We start from the raw sequence: 18,602 nt of genomic DNA, 5'->3' as shown, positions 1-18,602 counted from the left end.
TTCATGTATTTTAAAAAGAACTTGTAGAACAATATGATAAAATAATGAGAATAAATCTTATTATATATTTATTTAACTTAATCCTTTTATTTTTTTATTAAATATCCTTTTATTAAAAAAGTTAGTAAATTCACATTAGATTCTTACGACACTTACTCTTTTGCGCACAAAAAAAGAAGACATTTTCATAAATGTCTTCTTCAAAACTACTTATTTGATTAAACGATAGATAGCATCAGCATAAATGACTGTTGCATTGATTAAATCATCTACTGAGATAAATTCATTTTTTTGATGCATAGTATCAATGCTATCTGGGAACATTGCGCCATAAGCAACACCACGTTCTAATAAACGTCCAAATGTTCCACCACCAATAGATTGTTCATGACCTTTAAGTCCTGTATGGTCTTCATACACTGCTAATAATGTTTTTACCAATGGATCTTCTGGTGACACATAATGCGGTTCTTTACTACTTGCTAAAATAACTTTAGCGCTTGTATTAGCTACTTTTTCTTCAATAGCAGTAGCGATTTCTTCTGCTGTGATTCCTTTAGGGAAACGGAAATTCAATGTAATTGTATTATTGTCTTTATTAGCATCAAAAACAAATACACCTGCATTCATTGACAAAGCTCCCATAATATCATCCACATAATTAACACCAAAACGGTTACCTTCTGTATCTAAATGAATGTAATCAGCAACTACTGTTACAAAATCTTTAGCTGGACCTGAGAAATCATAGTAGCTTAAGAAATTAGCTAAGTAAGTACCTGCGTTAATTCCTTTTTCAGGCATTGCACCATGAGCTGCAGTACCGATTAATTTAATAGCAGCCATATTTCCTGTAACTGTTAACTCACCCGTTACTGGTAATTCTGCTAAATACTCTTCGTATTCTTTTGCAAAAGCATCGATATCGCCTGATACTTCAACAATTGCTTCCGCTAAATCTGGTACCATATTAGCACGTTGACCTGATTTAAATGAAATCAAACGTAATGTTCCTTCATTTTTTCCAGCAACTTCTAAAAGAATAGTTGTATTTCCTTTTTCACCATTAATGATTGGGAATTCTGCATCTGGTGAAAAACCAAAATCTGGTGTTTCTTCTACTTTTAAGTAGTGATCCATACATTTCCATTCGCTCTCTTCATCTGTACCAATGATAACGCGAGTGCGTTTAGAAACTGGTAATTCTAATTCTTTAATGATTTTCAAAGCATAATAAGCAGCCATTGTAGGGCCTTTATCATCACTTGCTCCACGAGCATAAATACGATTATCTCTAATTTCTGGTGAGAATGGTTCTGAATCCCAACCTGAACCAACTGGTACTACGTCAACGTGACCAAAAATTCCTAAAGTCTCGTCTCCTGCACCGTATTCAATATGTCCTGCATAGTTATCAACGTTTTTTGTTAAGAAACCGTCTCTTTCACCAATTTCTAAAAATTTTAGAAGAGCTGCTTTAGGGCCTGGTCCTACAGGAGCATCCTCTGTTGCTTTATCATCTTCACGAACGCTAGGTACACGTAATAAATCAAATAAATCTTTCATTAAGTCTTCGCGGCGTGCTTCGACTTCTTTTCTCCAATCAATTGTCATCCTTGTAATCCCTCCATTGTTTCCTTTATATGAAGTTATCATATCATTTTTTTAAGTATTTTGATAATTTATTTTATTTTTATTCTAATTATCATCCCTTAAAATTTTAATTTCTTTCTCATTTAAAGCTCGATAAGCACCTAACTTTAATGTTTCATCTAATAATAGCCCACCCATGCTCTTTCGATTCAGTTCCACAACTTTCTTTCCAACAGCTTCGACCATTCGTTTGACTTGATGAAATTTTCCTTCCATTATTTCAAGTTCAATTTCACTTGTTTGATTTACCTCATCCACACTCATAATAGTTAATTTTGCTGGCAGACATTTTTCATCACCACTAATGGTAATTCCTTTTAAAAAGATCTCTTTATCTGTTTCAGTCATAATTCCTGATACGTGTGATTGATACAACTTAGGTACTTTCTTTTTCGGTGATAACAATTGATGGGCTAAATCGCCATCATTTGTTAACAATAAAAATCCTGTCGTATCTTTATCTAAGCGTCCCACTGGAAACAATCCTTTTTTATAATCTTCTTTAGCGATTAAATCAACCACTGTTCGGTGAACGTTGTCCTCAGTAGCTGATACAACACCTTTAGGTTTATTTAGCATATAGTAAACAAATTCTTGATAACATATCTGTTCTCCATCAACACAAATAACGTCACTTGTTTCATTAACAGACAGTTTCCCGTCCTTCACTCGTTTCTCATTGACTGTTACTATCTTTTTCTTGAGTACTTCTTTGACTTCTTTTCGCGAACCAAATCCTGTATGACTTAAATACTTATCTAATCTCATAATAGCTCCTTATTGGTAAAGAAAAAGATAGAAACAGGTAACCTGCTTCTATCCTTATTCCTATTTAATCTTTAATTTTTTTCTGATTTTAGAAACTTTTTCACCAAGTAACTTATCAGCCAATCTTGTTTTCAATCCTAACCAACCATATGTGGCTACTCCCGCTGAAACTGAGAGCGAAATAATAAGAAACGCTTGGAATTTACGTTCTGGATTTAAGAATAAATACAAGAACGAACGTACTAAAAAGACTGACGCACACATCAACATACTTAAAATAAAAATCAAAATAATTCTTCTAACCGTTAATGAATAATTAAAACGAGTTATTTTGTGGATTTTCTTAGTCATTAAATAGGCTGAAACAGCAAAACCAATTGCTGACGCTAGTAATGGACCATATACTTCAAATCCTCTAATCATTGGGTATTGTAAAACTATTTTAATTAATAGACCTACACCAAGATTAAAAATAGCATCGCCATTTTTATATAAACCTTGTAGCGTTGTAGAGACTAATATAAAGTATCCCATGATTAAACCAACATAACTAGCTTCAATCAATACATTTACACCAAGTGGATCTGGCTGATAAAAGAACACATACATAGGTTCTGCTAAAATAATCATACCAAATGTTGCTGGCATCATAATGAAGAATAACAACTGGATGTTATCACTTATTAATTTGGCAAGACCCGCTTCATCCTTTTTAGAGTAAGCTTCTGTTACTAAAGGTAAACTCGTCATCGCCATACCTGAAGCAAGAGAAATAATAATCATTACTAATTTATCTGGATTAGCACTAAAAATACTAAACAAAGCAGACAATTGATCTTTAGAAAAACTTGTAATACCACCCATTATTGGTTCAAAGGTATACTGGTCTACTAATTTAAAAATTGTAATCGCAGAACCTACAATAATAAATGGAATAGCTTCACGAACCATTTCTTTGACTAAACTAGTTTCTGAGACCGTTATCTCGTTACTACTTCCAGCAACCAATCGGTCCATTTCAGGTTTTTGTTTTAAATAAAACCAAATCAAGGCCCCGTAAGCACCTATCATACCAATGAATGCAGCAAATGTTGATTGAACAACTGCACTAACATAATCCCCTGAACCTAACTTCATTATCATAAAAGCTGTTAGAAGCATGTAAAATACTCTGGCAACTTGCTCAATAATTTGAGAAACCGCTGCTGGCATCATATCTTGGTTACCTTGGAAGTATCCTCTAATAACACTCATACTTGGGAAGACTAAAACAGCAACACTCAACGCCCTCATAACAGGAATTAAATTTTTGTCTCCTGCTGCTAATATCGGTGATAAGAAATACATCACACCAGCACAGAGAACTCCAAAACCTGCCATAATAATTAACGTTCGCTTAAACAATCGCTGACTAATACGATATTCATTTTGCGAATTATAATATGAAATTTGCTTAGCAATTGCTCCAGGTATTCCTGCTGTAGCAATCATTAAAAATAACGCATAAATATTGTAGCCTTTATTAAATAAACTATTTGCTACTTTGGCGTTTTCTCCCATCCATAGATACCAAGGAACAATATAGATTGCCCCTAACAACCTCGATAACACATTTCCAATTGTCATCCAGAGAGAACCACGAACCATTTTTTCTTTAGCATTTAACTCTTTAGAGTTACCCTCAAAAGAGGCTTCTTGATTCGACATGCTTCTATCCAACTTTCTTCATCATACTGCTTTTAATTGTAGCGATTTACATCACTTTATGCAAACCCTTTTAACAATTTTTAAACTCTTTGTGATGAATGAAATTAATTAGCAACAATGTTGACTAATTTGTTTGGAACAGCAATAACTTTACGGATTGTTTTCCCTTGAATAGCTGCTTTTACTTGATCATTTTCTAAAGCCGTTGCTTCTAATTCTTCTTTACTTAGTCCAGCTGCAATAACAGCTTTCGCTTTTAATTTACCATTTACTTGGAAGATTACTTCAATTTCATCTTCAACTAATTCTTTTTCGTCATATACTGGCCAAACTGAATGACTAATGCTTTCTTTATTACCCATTCTTTCCCATAATTCTTCTGAAATAAATGGTGCTACTGGTGCTAATAATTGTAAGAATCCAGTCATGTACTCAACAGGTAATGCTTCAACCTTATAAGCTTCATTAACAAAAATCATTAATTGAGAAATAGCTGTGTTGAAACGTAGATGTTCATAGTCTTCGCCTACTTTTTTCACTGTTTGATGGTACACTTTTGTTAATTTACCATCATTATGAGTTGTAATGCGATCACGTAAAACAGCATTCTCATCGATAAATAAACGCCATACACGATCTAAGAATTTACGACTTCCTTCTAATCCTTTTTCACTCCAAGCAACTGATGCATCAAGTGGGCCCATAAACATTTCGTATAATCTTAATGTATCTGCTCCAAATTCTTGAACCACATCATCTGGATTAACGACATTTCCTTTAGATTTAGACATTTTTTCATTGCCCTCACCTAAAATCATTCCTTGATTATAAAGTGTTTGGAATGGCTCTTTAGTTGATACCACACCGATATCATATAAGAATTTATGCCAGAAACGAGCGTAAAGTAAATGTAGTACTGCATGTTCCGCTCCACCTAAATAAACATCAACTGGTAACCATTCTTTTAATTTTTCAGGGTCAGCTAAAGCTTCGGTATTATGAGGGTCGATAAAACGTAAGTAATACCATGAGCTTCCTGCCCATTGTGGCATTGTATTTGTCTCACGACGGCCTTTCATACCCGTTTTTTCATCAACCACATTAATCCAGTCTTCCATGTTAGCTAGTGGTGACTCACCTGTTCCACTTGGTTTAATATCTGTTGATTTTGGTAAAACTAAAGGCAATTCTTCTTCAGGAATGGCAGTCATTGAACCATCTTCCCAATGAATAATTGGAATTGGCTCACCCCAATAACGTTGACGAGAGAATAACCAATCACGTAAACGGTAACTTGTTTCTTTTTTACCAACACCATTTTCTTCTAACCAAGCAATCATTTTTTCCATAGCGGCTTCTTTTTGAAGACCGTCTAAGAAATCAGAATTAATGTGAGCACCATCTTCTGTGTAAGCTTCTTTCTCAATGTCGCCACCTTCTAAAACTGGAACGATATCTAGATTGAAAGCTTTCGCAAATTCATAGTCACGCTCATCATGTGCTGGAACCGCCATAATCGCTCCTGTTCCATAAGTAGATAACACATAATCAGCAATCCAGATTGGCATTTCTTTTCCGTTAACCGGATTAATAGCATATGCTCCTGTAAAGACACCTGTTTTTTCTTTCGATAATTCTGTACGATCTAAATCGGTTTTCTTTTCAGCTTCTTTGATGTACGCATCAACTGCTGCTTTTTGTTCAGGTGTTGTAATCTCTTGAACTAATTTTAATTCTGGAGCTAGAACTGAATAAGTTGCTCCAAATAATGTATCTGGACGAGTTGTAAAGACAGTAAATTCTTTATCTGAATCTTTTACTTTGAAAGTTACATTAGCACCTTCAGAGCGACCAATCCAGTTTCTTTGCATGTCTTTAACACTTGTTGGCCAATCAATATCATCTAAATCATCAATTAAACGATCTGCATAAGCTGTAATTTTTAACATCCATTGTTTCATCGGTACTCGGTAAACTGGATGATCACCACGCTCAGATTTACCATCAATAACTTCCTCATTAGCAAGAACTGTTCCTAATGCTGGACACCAGTTTACCGCTACTTCAGCTTCATATGCTAAACCTTTTTCAAATAATTTAGTAAAAATCCATTGTGTCCATTTATAATAACTTGGATCTGTTGTATTGATTTCACGATCCCAATCAAAACTAAATCCTAATTCATTTAATTGACGTTTAAACGTTTGAATATTTTTTTCTGTAAATTCAGCAGGGTCATTTCCTGTATCTAAAGCATATTGCTCCGCAGGTAAACCAAACGCATCCCAGCCCATTGGATGAAGAACGTTATAGCCTTTTGCACGTTTGTAACGTGATAACACATCTGTTGATGTATATCCTTTTGGATGTCCTACATGAAGTCCTTGTCCAGATGGGTAAGGAAACATATCTAAAGCGTAGAATTTTTCCTTGTCTGATGTTTCTTCTGTTTTAAATGTTTGATTCTTTAACCAATATTTTTGCCATTTTTTCTCAATATCAAGATGATTGTATGCCATTTTTCTTCCTCCTAAATATAATAAAAAAAGCCCTATAAAAGCTCAAAAAAAGCTTTTATAGGACGTTGATTTTAAACGTGGTACCACCTATATTTATGCTAAAACTACTAGCATCTCTACTTCATGATAACGGGTTGATCCCGGCTGTATTAGCGAACTCAGAGCTAAGTTCGGGTTTCTTTCTTTATGTGTTTTCACCAACCACACACTCTCTAAAAAAGTTTCCACCGTACTACTTCTCGTCATTGTTTTAAATATTAAGCTCATGATAACAGAATCTATTTTACTTGGCAACTAAATCAAAAAACAGTTAATTAATTAACCGACTCTTAAATTTTGACCTTTATAAATAACGTCACTTGTTAAACCATTCCATTGCTTAATTTTTGAAACACTTGTTCCATATTTAGTTGATAATCCCCATAGTGAATCACCCGTTTTCACCTGATGGCGTTTCACACCACTTGGACTCGTTGTGTTAGTTGCCACTGTTTGACCAGGGATTTTAAGTGTTTGTCCTACATATATCATATCACTTTTTAATCCATTAGTTTGCTTCAACTCTGAAACGCTAACACCATGTTTTAAAGCTATTTGATATAAACTATCACCAGTTTTCACTTTATATGTTGAGCTTGTTCCAGTTGTTTGACCACCAGAATTACCACCTTGGTTAGTCGAAGTACCACTAATGACTAAAGTTTGACCAATATAAATAAAGTCTGACTTCAAACCATTTTTTTGTTTGATTTCATTAATACTCACACCATAACGTAAACCAATGCCATAAAGAGTATCACCACTTCGAACGGTATGTGTTCTTGTTGTTCCTACTCCTGATTGGTTACCTTGAGACTGATTAGACCCGCCGTTGCTATTACTACTACCACCAATTGACAATGTTTGTCCTACATAAATAACATCGTTTTTCAAATTATTCCATTGTTTAATTTGAGCGACTGTCACACCGTATTGAGTTGCAATACCATATAACGTGTCACCACTCTTAACTATATGTTTTTTCATTTGTCCTGTATTTGGTGTAGTTGGTTTCGTATTATTATTATTGTTTGTGTTTCCACCTTTAACAGCTAGCTTTTGTCCCACATAAATAACATCACTTGTTAAGTTATTCCACTGTTTAATTTGAGCCACTGTCACACCATATTGATTGGCAATACCATATAAAGTATCTCCACTTTTTACTGTATGTGTAGTTCCCTGAGAAACTGGTGGTTTCGTATTGTTATTTGAATTATTGTTGTTGCTGTTATTATTATTGTTGTTTGTGTTTCCACCTTTAACAACTAATTTTTGTCCCACATAAATAACATCACTTGTTAAGTTATTCCACTGCTTAATTTGAGCGACTGTTACACCGTATTGATTAGCAATTCGGTACAAGGTGTCTCCACTTTTAACCGTGTGTGTTGTTCCTTGCGATACTGGTGGTTTTGGTTTATTAGTTTCATTATTATTACCATTATCCGGTTTTGGATCTGGCTTAGGAGTCGGTTTTGGTTTAGTTGTTGATGAATTATCATTAGAAACTTTTAAAACCTGTCCTACATAAATCATGTCACTTGTTAAATTATTCCATTGTTTTAATTGAGCCACACTAACACCATAAGAAGTTGCAATGCCATACAATGTATCACCACTTCTAACTGTATGTGTTTTGCCTTTATTAGTGTTATTGTTGTTATTTGAATTATTGTTATTATTCGAATTATTATTGTTGTTGTTATTATTTCCATTTCCTGGCGTATCATATTGCGTTAAATTATGAGTCACAATCAAATTATTTAACTTCACATTGTAATTAGGGTCTGTTGCATAACGCCCTGTTAACCAACGTGTTGCATCTTGATATGTGTTAGTATTTGATTTCCATGCGCCTGAATAGAAATAGTTACCAGGGTAGAAAGATGTTGTTTTTAACACACGCGCATTGTCTTCATATGACTCACGATATGATGGGTATTTTCTGAATTCGGCGTTGATAATAACGTCCTGTCCATTAAAATGTTCCCAAGTCTGCATTGTTACAGATTGACCATTATAAGCACCCTTAATACCGAATAAATTATGGTTTGGTGGTGATGATAATGTACTTGAACCATAACCACTTTCTAAAATAGATTGTGCAATCATAACTGATGCATATAAATCATTTTTCCCTGCTACTTCTTGAGCATAGTGAGCAGTGTTTTCAATAAACTGAGCTTGTGGTGTTGCTGCTCTGAACATAGTTGGTCCCATCATAGGAGCACTCATTGCTTTTGCAGCCTGTGGTTTCACAACTACTTCTTCTGTTGTTGATTCAACTGGCTCTTCTGATTCTGTTGTACTTGTTTCCTCAGAGTCATCAATTGAACTTGTTGTCTCCTCTACTGATGTCTCTTCTGTTGATTCTTCTTCAGCACTTGTTTCTGTACTCGTTGTTTCTTCCGTAACTTCTGTTGATTCCTCCACAACTTCCTCTGTTGTCTCAGTTGTTATATCTTCCACCTCAGATGCCGTTGTTTCTTCTGTTATTTCTTCAGACTCTTCTGTCACTTCTTCCTGAACCTCTTTTTTCTCAGTAACAAGGCCTTGCGATAACATACTCTCTCCAATAGAAGCTGTCACAACTTGCTCTGTTAAATCAAACTTTTTAAGAGACATTGGTACAACTAATTTGGCTTGGGTAAACCCACTATTTGTAAATTTAATTTTAATTTGATTTAATGTTTGATCTAGTTCATAACTACCAACAATATTTCCAATCTCATCCTTAACTTCTAATTTCGTTTCATCGAACACTAAATTAGCATTCGGTGATATTTGGATGATCGTATCTAGGTTTTCAACTTGATGAGCATTTAAAACAAATGCCATCTCAAATCTGTTATCTTCCTCTTTTACAACAGAGTTTTCTGTTGTAAAACTACTTAAGTCCATAGCTGGACCTTTCGTTGAAATTAATTCTTTTTCACTTTCTTCTGTATATTCCTTAGCTGCATCTGCATAAGCTTTAGTTGTTACTCCAGGAATTAAGACAGATGAAGAAATCATCATGGTTGTTCCGATTAGCGAAACATTTTTAAGAATTGGCTGTTTCGTTAACATATTTTTAGAGACATTCTTTTTCATTTATATTTCCATCCTTTTACTCGATTTTTAGAGACAACATGCTTATCTTATTTTTCATATAGTCCACTATAATTAAAGCATCTTAATAGACGTTTATCAAGGTTTATAGCACAGTATTAATAATTTGTAATCTGTCCGCAACAATAAATAAAAAAACGTCAGTTGTTTTAAGAGCTTTATCGCTCATACTTTAGCCCGATTTTAGCCTAAACCTCTTGTTATCAAGGATTATAGACGGTATATTAGCATTAAGAAAACAGTCAAGAAAGGATTCTGTCATGAATAAAGAGCACTTTTTAATTGAATTAAAACTGCACTTGCGTCAACTTTCTCTCATTGATCAACAAGCTATTTTAGCTAAATACGATGATTTATTCACTGAAAAGATGGCTCAAGGTTTAACTGAATATCAAATAACCAAAGAATTAGATACACCTAAAGAAATAGCTTGTGCCATTTTAAAAGAATTTAATTTGGAATTTAAAGAAGCGGCAAAGAGTAATAACGATTGGGTAGAAATGTCTAGCGAGACTAACCATTTTAATAATGAGCAGTCACACCCTTACTACAATAACGACATTCCTCAAAAAGCTCAAAGCTCTGGATTTATTCGTTTCTTTCAAGTAACAGGTATCATTTTCTTAAATCTCTTTTTTATGCTTTGGCTTATTTTTTCATGGGGACTCTCTTTACTTGTAGGATGGATTATTAGTCTGTCATTTATCCTTTCCCCAGCATTAGGTGTTTATAGTCTACTAACATTAACGCCATCTTATGGTTCATTTCAATTTTTCATGTCCCTCTTATTCTGTGGAATCGGGTTAATAGGGCTTGTTATTATGGTTCCTTTCTCTAAAATTTCATTTAACTTATTAAAGACTTACTCTAAATGGAATTTACAAGTGCTGAAAGGAGATCGTGCTTTATGAAAAAACGTATCTGGTTCGTTTTAATAGTGGCAACACTCTTAATTATTACTGGTGCTGCTGGAAGTATCTATCACTTCCAAAAATTAGAAGCTGAACGCGCAAAAAGTGATATCAATAAAAAGTTTAAATACGACAACTCCGAAGAACTTGTACTAAACATAAAAAATCGTGCATCTCTTTATTTAAGTACTTCAGAAGATGACTATGTTCATATGAAAAAACAAGGTTTAAGTTATGGAAATACCAAAAAAGATGAAACCTCTTGGGACATAAAAAAAGAAGGCAATAAAACTACAGTAACCATCGATAACCAAAATATGCAACAACGGATACAGCCTACTGTCTTTAACTTTGGAGACATCTACGATGACAGTATTTCTCTTAGCCTACCTGAAAACTACAAAAAAATAACGATCAATGGCAACAGCTTAGATATTCATACATATGAATTAACCCTTTCAAAATTAGACATTAAAACAAAGTACGGCTTTGTAGATGCTAATGATTTAATTACTGAAGAATTAACCATTGAAAGTCATCATGGGGATGTCTTTTTAAATGAAGCTAAAATCGAAAAAGATTTAAACATTGATTCAACTAATGGAAATATTACTATTCAAGATGCTTCCTTTATGAATTTAAAATCAACTTTAAAAAATGGGGATATTGTTACTGGGAACACAAAGGGGAATATGGATATTTCAAATACATCAGGAAATACTTACATCAATCACACTAAAGGAACAACGAAAGTTGATAATAAGAATGGCGATGTTATTTTCCATTCAAACCAAGTCAATTATGATACTACTTTAGAAAGTGTTCATGGCACCATTTTTATTGAAATCGATCAACAATCCTATGACCGAAACAAAATGGATTTTGCAACGAATTTTGGTGTTGTTTCAATATTTAATGAAAATTTATCATCTGAAACAAAATTCTCTAAAGATAAAGGAACTCACCTCCTAAAAGCTACTTCAAAAAATGGTGATATCACGGTTAATGAGCTAGATGAAGATGATACTGAGTACGACAGCCATTAAAATCGTGTTATAATATGAGAAGCCCTGATGTCAGGGCTTCTTTATTTTTAATTATGGAGGTTTTTTATGTCAAAAAAAACGCAAACATCATGGTATCTCGCTTCTTATATTAGTTTATTATTATTTGCGGCTATTGCCATCTTTGTCGTTATCGATGAGACTATCTTAAGTGTTATTGATAACCCAATTATTCATGCTATTCGAGGTAATTTAACTACTACTAAAACATTATTTTTTTCAACAGTCACTCGCCTTGGAGATACTTCTACAGTCATTATTTTAACAGTAGGATTAGCACTAGTTTTATGGTTCTTACTAAAAAATAAAGTAGCTGCCATTTGGTTAGTTATTAATTCGGCAATTATCCAAGGAGCTGGTAACACTGCTCTAAAATTTATATTCAATCGTCCAAGACCTAGTGGTGAACACCTTGTAGCTGCTGGTGGAACAAGTTTCCCAAGTGGACACTCAATGGGAAGTATGCTGTTATATGGAACACTTATTCTATTACTTCCTAGATTCATTAAAAATAGAACAGTTTGTTTAATCGGGCAAATCGGACTAGGGATAATCATTTTATTGGTTGGAACAAGTCGAATTTATTTAGGTGTTCATTATCCAACAGACGTGCTAGGTGGCTTTTTAATGGGATTTGCTTGGTTAAGTTTCTCTTATCCTCGTTTTACTAAATACGACACATTAAGTGCTTAAAAGGAGTTTTTGTTGATGTTTACTTTTAAAGAGGGCAATTCAAAACGCTACTATACGTGGAATGATGCTCTTAGAGAACAATTTGATGCTAAAATATTCAAAGTCCCCATTGATGCTGGCTTTGATTGCCCAAATCGAGATGGAACTGTTGCTCATGGTGGGTGTACCTTTTGTAGTGTTTCAGGGTCTGGAGACATGATTATTGCTCCAAGTGATCCCTTACCTGTTCAATTCAGAAAAGAAGTCGATCAAATGCATCGCAAATGGCCAGGCACAACTCAGTACATTGTTTATTTCCAAAATTTCACCAATACTCATGCTCCTTTAGAAGTGATAAAAAGTCGCTTTGAGCAAGTAGTTAATGAAGAAGGTGTCATCGGACTCTCTATTGGAACTAGACCAGATTGTTTACCAGATGATGTGGTTGAATACTTAGCTGAACTAAATCAACGATTATATTTATGGGTAGAGCTTGGTTTACAAACAACCTATGAACACACTAGTGACATGATTAACCGAGCTCATGATTATCAAACTTATTTAGATGGGGTTGCTAAGCTTCGCAAACATAATATCAATGTTTGTACCCATCTCATCAATGGATTACCTGGTGAATCTTATGAGATGATGATGGAAAATGTTAGACGAACAGTGACTGACTCAGACATTCAAGGTATCAAGCTTCATCTCCTTCATTTAATGAGAAATACACGAATGGAAAAAGATTATTTAGCTGGTCGCTTACAGCTATTAACTCAACATGACTATACTCAGTTAATATGTGACCAATTAGAAATTATTCCTGAGAATGTTATTATTCATCGTTTAACAGGAGACGCTCCTCGTGATACTATTATCGGGCCAATGTGGAGCTTAAAAAAATGGGAAGTTCTTAATGGATTTGATACAGAATTAAGACGCCGTGGTACTTATCAAGGTATTTATGCCAATGGGAGAAAAGGAAAGATAATCTATGCTTAAACGTTCATTACATTATAGTCACGACTTATTAAAAGAAGTTATTAATCTTGGGGATACGGTTGTTGATGCCACAATGGGTAACGGCAATGATACATTATTTTTAGCTCAATTAGTTGGTGAGGAAGGTTGCGTCCATGCTTTTGATGTCCAAGAACAAGCCATTATTAACACAGAAATAAGAATCAAAGAACATCAATGTGACAAACAAACCACTCTACATCTGACAGGCCATGAGAATATCGGTAAAGTAATTGATATAGATACTAGTATTAGCGCTGCTATTTTCAACTTAGGTTATTTACCTAAAAGTGATAAGTCTATTGTGACAAGAGAAGATACTACCATTAAAGCCCTGGAAGAGTTATTACTCCGTTTAAAAGAAACTGGACGTATCATATTAGTTATTTATGATGGTCATGATGAGGGAAAAGTAGAAAAAGCAGAAGTCTTGTCTTTTGTTAGTAACTTGCCGCAAGAAATATATAGTGTTCTTAGTTATCAATTTATTAATCAACGAAACAATCCACCATCACTTATTTGTATCGAAAAAAAACCACAGTAACGCTCTTCAAAAGAGTTACTGTGGTTTTCTCTTAAATAATTGCCTCGTAAATAGAACGCGCATCTGACATATTATATTGTTCTGTAAGAGGATTACCATCTGCTCCAGTGGTAATTAACATATAGGTATCACCATCAATTTCAGCTAGACTAATAAGACATTGTCCTGCTTTTTTAGTGTAACCTGTTTTCCCACCTAGTATTTCACCATTAGACAGACTTAAATCTGTAGAATCTTTTAATAAAGTACTTTCCAAATAATATCCTTCAGGAGTATAACTAGTTCCTGCTGTTTGATAGGTTGTTGTTGTTACAACCTTTTTAAAGGCATCGTTTTTTAATGCTACTTCCATAAATTTACTTAAATCTTCTGCTGTAGAATAATGTTTCCTCGCGTCTAATCCTGTTGCATTTTTAAAATGAGTGTCCTTCATCTCAAGTTTACTAGCTAAGGTATTCATTTCATTCACAAAAGCTGATTCACTACCAGATACATAATTAGCCGCGACCAGCGCAGCGTCCCCTCCAGAAGGTAAAATAATACCGTAAACTAAATCTTCAATCGTTATCTCATCTTCACCTTTGTAACCTGAAAGAGAAGCTCCTTCAGAAATCAATTCATCAATAATACGCTGATCAATAGTACGCTGATCAATAGTTATTTTTTTAGTCAAATCTGATTCATATTCAAGTAATAAATAGGCTGTTATTAGTTTAGTTAAAGAAGCGATTTCTACTGTTTTACTTACATTTTGCTCAACTAATGTTTCTTTTGTACTTAAATTTTTTAGTAAAATCGTTTGACTGTGAACTGGTTTAGTTAGGTCTAGTTTAGACTGATTTTTAGCTACTCCTGTCTCAGATAAATTAGCTTTAAATTGTGTTGACCATAAATAAAAGCCACCACCACCTAATACTAAACATACCAACAATAAACGAATTATCTTTTTCATCTTTTTGCCCTCTCTTCTTAAGTCATCTAAAGAATAACAAATTAAAATGTAGATTTAATAAACTAATTCTGTTTAATTTCTTAATTTCGACTTCTCTTTCATCATTAAATTCGATATAATCGTTAACAATACCCAAAAGGAGGTTTTCTTATGAAACATCGTTTAGCATTACCAGTAACAGAAAATATTTTCTTTGTTCAACCAACCATTCAAATGGCTGAAGAACTATTTAATCTAGTTGATAGTGATAGAGCACATTTAGAAGAATTTTTAGATTTTGTAAAAATGACGGAAAACATTGAAGATGAAGCTAATTTTCTAAAAATGAAAATCACAGGAGAAGCTGAAGGAACTGATCGCCTATTTTTAATCTATTATCTAGAGCAATTAGCAGGAACTATTGATTTACACATGATAGACCAAAAAAATAAACATGCTGAAATTGGTTATTGGATTCATTCTTCCTTTGCAGGTAAAGGTATTATGACTCAATCCGTTCATAAAATAACTGAAATTGGATTTGATGATTTAGGTTTAAATAAACTATCTATTATTGCTGTTGTAGAAAATATTGCTAGTAATAAAGTGGCACAAAAAAGTGGTTATGAGTTTGTCGCGACGCTAAAAGAAGAACAACTTTTATACGGTGAATTCAGAGATATTAACCGCTATGCTCTTCTAAAAAAAGAGTTTGAAGCAAAAAAATAAGGCTCTCCCAGTTTGGGAGAAGCCTCTTTTTTATGCTAATGTATCATCTGTTTTTTGGAAATAGTTCAATACAAATGAAATACCTACCAATGTGATTCCAACTAAGTAGACTTGATGTAAGTTATTAAATAAGATTTCTCTTAAGTCCCCTACTAAATGACTAGGTAAAGAATCTACAGTTTGAGGGTTAATTAGTTTATTCATCATATCTTTTGTTACACCTAAATCACTTTTAGCTTCTAATCCTTTATTCATTGAAGAGTTTAATACTAAACCAAAAATCGAAATCATAATTGTTTGACCAATCGTACGAGACAAGGTGAAGAACGATGTCGCTACCCCAATATGTTCATGATCGACAGATGTTTGAGCTAGCACTGTTAAGATCGTCATTGTCATACCAAAACCAATACCTAGGACTGCTGAATAAATAAAGAAAATGCCATATGGTGTGTCAATTTTAGAGAAGGCTAAACAAATAGCTCCTACTAATACTGGTAACATACTAATAAAAATCGCCTTTTTAGCTGACCATTTCTGCATGGCTTTTCCACCAGTAAATGAGCCTACCATCCAAATAACAGACATCGGTGCTAGTACAATACCACCCAAAGCTGCAGGTTTTCCTAAAATACCTTGCATCCACATTGGAATATAAACTTCTACTCCCATTAAAAAACCACTAATTAATGCCGCAATGATATTTACAATGACATACGTTCTGTTACTAAATAATTCTAGAGAAATAATGGGATCCACAGCACGTTTTTCTACTTTGATAAAGGCAATAAAACCAATTATAAAGATAACAAATGAAATAATAGTAATAGCGCTGAAGCCTTCACTAACTGTTTGGAATCCGTACAATAATGAAAGAAGCATAAAGACTAAACAAATACTACCTAGATAATCAATTGGTGCCTTATCCACTTCTTTTTTCTCTTCATTTAAAAACATCCAAACCAGTAACATCAATACTAAGCCAATTGGAACGTTAATTAAAAAGATCCAATGCCAACTAAGGACATCTACAATAAACCCACCTGCTAAAGGACCAAAAATACTAGCAATTCCCCAAGCAGCACTGTTTAAACCTAAGATGCTTGCTCTTTTTTCAACGGGATACATATCGGCAATAATAATTAATGACACAGGCACAATTGAACCTGCTCCGATACCTTGAATCGCTCTAAATAAAATCAACTGAATCATATTCTGACTAATTCCAGAAAGAGCTGAACCAATAATAAAAATAATAATACCAATTAAAAAGATTGGTTTTCTTCCGATTTTATCAGCTAATTTCCCGTAAATAGGAGTCATCATAGCATTAGTTAATAAATAGATTGAGAATACCCAGTTCATAATAGATATTCCTTCGAGTGAACCAACAATCGTTGGCATCGCTGTTGAAACGATTGTACCTTCTACTGCTGTCATAAAAGTGGCAATAAACACACATGCCGTAATAATTTTAACGCTTGTTTCTCTTTGTTTTATCATTTCCTACCTCCAAAACTTATAAAAAAACCCCTTGTTAGAGAAATATCTCTAACAAAGAGCGCTTTCTACTGACCTAAACTTTGTTTTAAATCTGCAACTTTATCTAATCTTTCCCAAGTAAAGTCTGCGTCTTCACGTCCAAAATGTCCGTAAGCGGCTGTCTTTTGGTAAATTGGGCGTTTTAAATCTAACATATCAATAATACCTACTGGAGAAAGATTGAAGTTTTCTCTAATAGCTGTTATTAAATCTGTTTCTGATACTTTACCTGTACCAAATGTTTCAACTGAAATCGAAACAGGTTGTGCCACTCCAATAGCATAAGCTAATTGAACTTCACATTTGTCTGCTAACTCAGCTGCTACAATATTTTTAGCAATGTATCTAGCGGCGTAGCTGGCTGAGCGGTCTACTTTTGTCGCATCTTTTCCTGAAAATGCGCCACCACCGTGTCGTGCGTAACCACCATAAGTATCAACAATAATCTTACGACCGGTTAATCCAGAGTCCCCTTGAGGACCACCAATCACAAAACGACCAGTTGGGTTAATAAAATATTTTGTTTTATCATCTAATAAGTCACTTGGAATCACTTCATTAATGACTAACGATTTAACATCTTTAATAATTGTTTCTAAGGTCACATGCTCATCGTGTTGTGTACTAACAACAATTGTATCCACTCTAACAGGTTTTCCTGCTTCGTCGTATTCAACTGTAACTTGCGATTTCGCATCTGGACGTAAATAGTCTAAAGTTTCATTTTTTCTAAGTTCCGCTAATTTTTCAGTAATGCGATGACTTAAAGCAATCGGTAAAGGCATTAATTCTGGTGTTTCGTTAATCGCAAACCCAAACATTAACCCTTGATCTCCAGCTCCTAAATCTTCTTTTTCTTCATTACTTTCACGTTTCTCAAATGAAGCGTCAACACCTTGTGCGATATCCGGTGATTGTTCATCAATCGCCACCATAACAGCACATGTATCCCCATCAAAACCATATTTAGCACGTGTATAACCAATTCCTTTGATTGTTTCACGAACTACTTTTTGAATATCCACATAAGCTGTGGTTGTGATTTCACCAAACACAAGAACTAATCCTGTTGTCACAGATGTCTCACAGGCTACTCTGGCCTCTGGATCTTTTGCTAGAATCGCATCTAAAATCGCATCACTAATTTGGTCTGCGACCTTATCTGGATGTCCCTCTGATACTGATTCTGATGTAAATAATTTTCTTTCTAACATTTCTATTCCCCCTGGTTATATATTCGGTTACAAGGAATCTTTACGCGTATAGTAAATCCTATCGGGAATCTTGCAACATTGACAGTATAACAGATAAAAATCTTTTTACCTACCTAAATATATTGACCTTTCTTTCTTATTACAATAAAGTAAACTCATAAGACTAAAAGAGAGG

14 protein-coding genes, 1 riboswitch and 1 other annotated feature are annotated in these 18,602 nt (G+C 34.1%); of the genes, 6 read left to right on the top strand and 8 right to left on the bottom strand.

Annotated elements, in window-relative coordinates:
- Positions 1–210: 210 nt before the first annotated feature.
- From pepV to ACODH8_RS09640, 5 genes are all read right to left on the bottom strand, one after another.
- A complete protein-coding gene (pepV, locus tag ACODH8_RS09660) occupies positions 211–1,614 on the bottom strand; it encodes a dipeptidase PepV (RefSeq protein WP_332465703.1) in 1,404 nt (467 codons plus the stop codon).
- A gap of 84 nt (positions 1,615–1,698) precedes the next feature.
- Complete coding sequence (locus tag ACODH8_RS09655) at positions 1,699–2,421, bottom strand: 16S rRNA pseudouridine(516) synthase (protein ID WP_332465702.1); 723 nt, start codon at positions 2,419–2,421, stop codon at positions 1,699–1,701.
- A gap of 60 nt (positions 2,422–2,481) precedes the next feature.
- Entirely contained in the window at positions 2,482–4,128 is a 1,647-nt protein-coding gene (locus tag ACODH8_RS09650) for a polysaccharide biosynthesis protein (protein ID WP_332465701.1), read from the bottom strand.
- 104 nt (positions 4,129–4,232) lie between these two features.
- Positions 4,233–6,647 (bottom strand): leucine--tRNA ligase, encoded by a 2,415-nt coding sequence (gene leuS, locus ACODH8_RS09645; protein WP_332465700.1) that lies wholly within the window; start codon positions 6,645–6,647, stop codon positions 4,233–4,235.
- A gap of 55 nt (positions 6,648–6,702) precedes the next feature.
- Positions 6,703–6,902 (bottom strand) — a binding site (T-box leader).
- Positions 6,903–6,965: 63 nt separating this feature from the next.
- Entirely contained in the window at positions 6,966–9,782 is a 2,817-nt protein-coding gene (locus ACODH8_RS09640) for a LysM peptidoglycan-binding domain-containing protein (protein WP_420517686.1), read from the bottom strand.
- Between the two features lie 278 nt (positions 9,783–10,060).
- Here ACODH8_RS09640 and ACODH8_RS09635 point away from each other — a divergent pair, with 278 nt between their 5' ends.
- The 5 genes from ACODH8_RS09635 to ACODH8_RS09615 all read left to right on the top strand — a co-directional run bounded on the left by ACODH8_RS09635 (position 10,061) and on the right by ACODH8_RS09615 (position 14,011).
- The gene (locus ACODH8_RS09635; RefSeq protein WP_332465698.1) at positions 10,061–10,711 is read left to right on the top strand and encodes a DUF1700 domain-containing protein; all 651 of its coding nucleotides are present in this window, start codon (positions 10,061–10,063) and stop codon (positions 10,709–10,711) included.
- Entirely contained in the window at positions 10,708–11,757 is a 1,050-nt protein-coding gene (locus ACODH8_RS09630; RefSeq protein WP_332465697.1) for a DUF4097 family beta strand repeat-containing protein, read from the top strand. Before ACODH8_RS09635 ends, ACODH8_RS09630 begins: the two co-directional genes overlap by 4 nt.
- Before the next feature lie 66 nt (positions 11,758–11,823).
- Entirely contained in the window at positions 11,824–12,468 is a 645-nt protein-coding gene (locus ACODH8_RS09625) for a phosphatase PAP2 family protein (RefSeq protein ID WP_332465696.1), read from the top strand.
- 15 nt (positions 12,469–12,483) lie between these two features.
- Positions 12,484–13,449 carry a TIGR01212 family radical SAM protein gene (locus ACODH8_RS09620; RefSeq protein ID WP_420517685.1) on the top strand — a complete coding sequence of 322 codons (966 nt, stop codon included), beginning with the start codon at positions 12,484–12,486 and terminating at the stop codon, positions 13,447–13,449.
- The gene (locus tag ACODH8_RS09615; protein ID WP_332465694.1) at positions 13,442–14,011 is read left to right on the top strand and encodes a tRNA (mnm(5)s(2)U34)-methyltransferase; all 570 of its coding nucleotides are present in this window, start codon (positions 13,442–13,444) and stop codon (positions 14,009–14,011) included. Before ACODH8_RS09620 ends, ACODH8_RS09615 begins: the two co-directional genes overlap by 8 nt.
- Positions 14,012–14,042: 31 nt before the next feature.
- Here ACODH8_RS09615 and ACODH8_RS09610 read toward each other — a convergent pair whose 3' ends face one another.
- Positions 14,043–14,963 carry a hypothetical protein gene (locus ACODH8_RS09610; RefSeq protein WP_332465693.1) on the bottom strand — a complete coding sequence of 307 codons (921 nt, stop codon included), beginning with the start codon at positions 14,961–14,963 and terminating at the stop codon, positions 14,043–14,045.
- Positions 14,964–15,113: 150 nt separating this feature from the next.
- Here ACODH8_RS09610 and ACODH8_RS09605 point away from each other — a divergent pair, with 150 nt between their 5' ends.
- Positions 15,114–15,671 carry a GNAT family protein gene (locus ACODH8_RS09605; RefSeq protein ID WP_332465692.1) on the top strand — a complete coding sequence of 186 codons (558 nt, stop codon included), beginning with the start codon at positions 15,114–15,116 and terminating at the stop codon, positions 15,669–15,671.
- A gap of 30 nt (positions 15,672–15,701) precedes the next feature.
- On the opposite strand, the gene ACODH8_RS09600 is transcribed toward ACODH8_RS09605, so the two are convergent.
- Entirely contained in the window at positions 15,702–17,174 is a 1,473-nt protein-coding gene (locus tag ACODH8_RS09600; protein WP_332465691.1) for an MDR family MFS transporter, read from the bottom strand.
- A gap of 65 nt (positions 17,175–17,239) precedes the next feature.
- Complete coding sequence (metK, locus tag ACODH8_RS09595) at positions 17,240–18,427, bottom strand: methionine adenosyltransferase (protein ID WP_332465690.1); 1,188 nt, start codon at positions 18,425–18,427, stop codon at positions 17,240–17,242.
- Positions 18,425–18,508: riboswitch (SMK box riboswitch) on the bottom strand. (Overlaps the previous gene by 3 nt.)
- Positions 18,509–18,602 lie beyond the last annotated feature (94 nt).

Origin of the sequence: Vagococcus fluvialis (assembly GCF_048815235.1) — a bacterium.
Classification (GTDB): Bacteria; Bacillota; Bacilli; order Lactobacillales; family Vagococcaceae; genus Vagococcus.
Note: the sequence above shows the minus strand (reverse complement) of the source record. Positions and strands in the feature narration are given on the sequence as shown.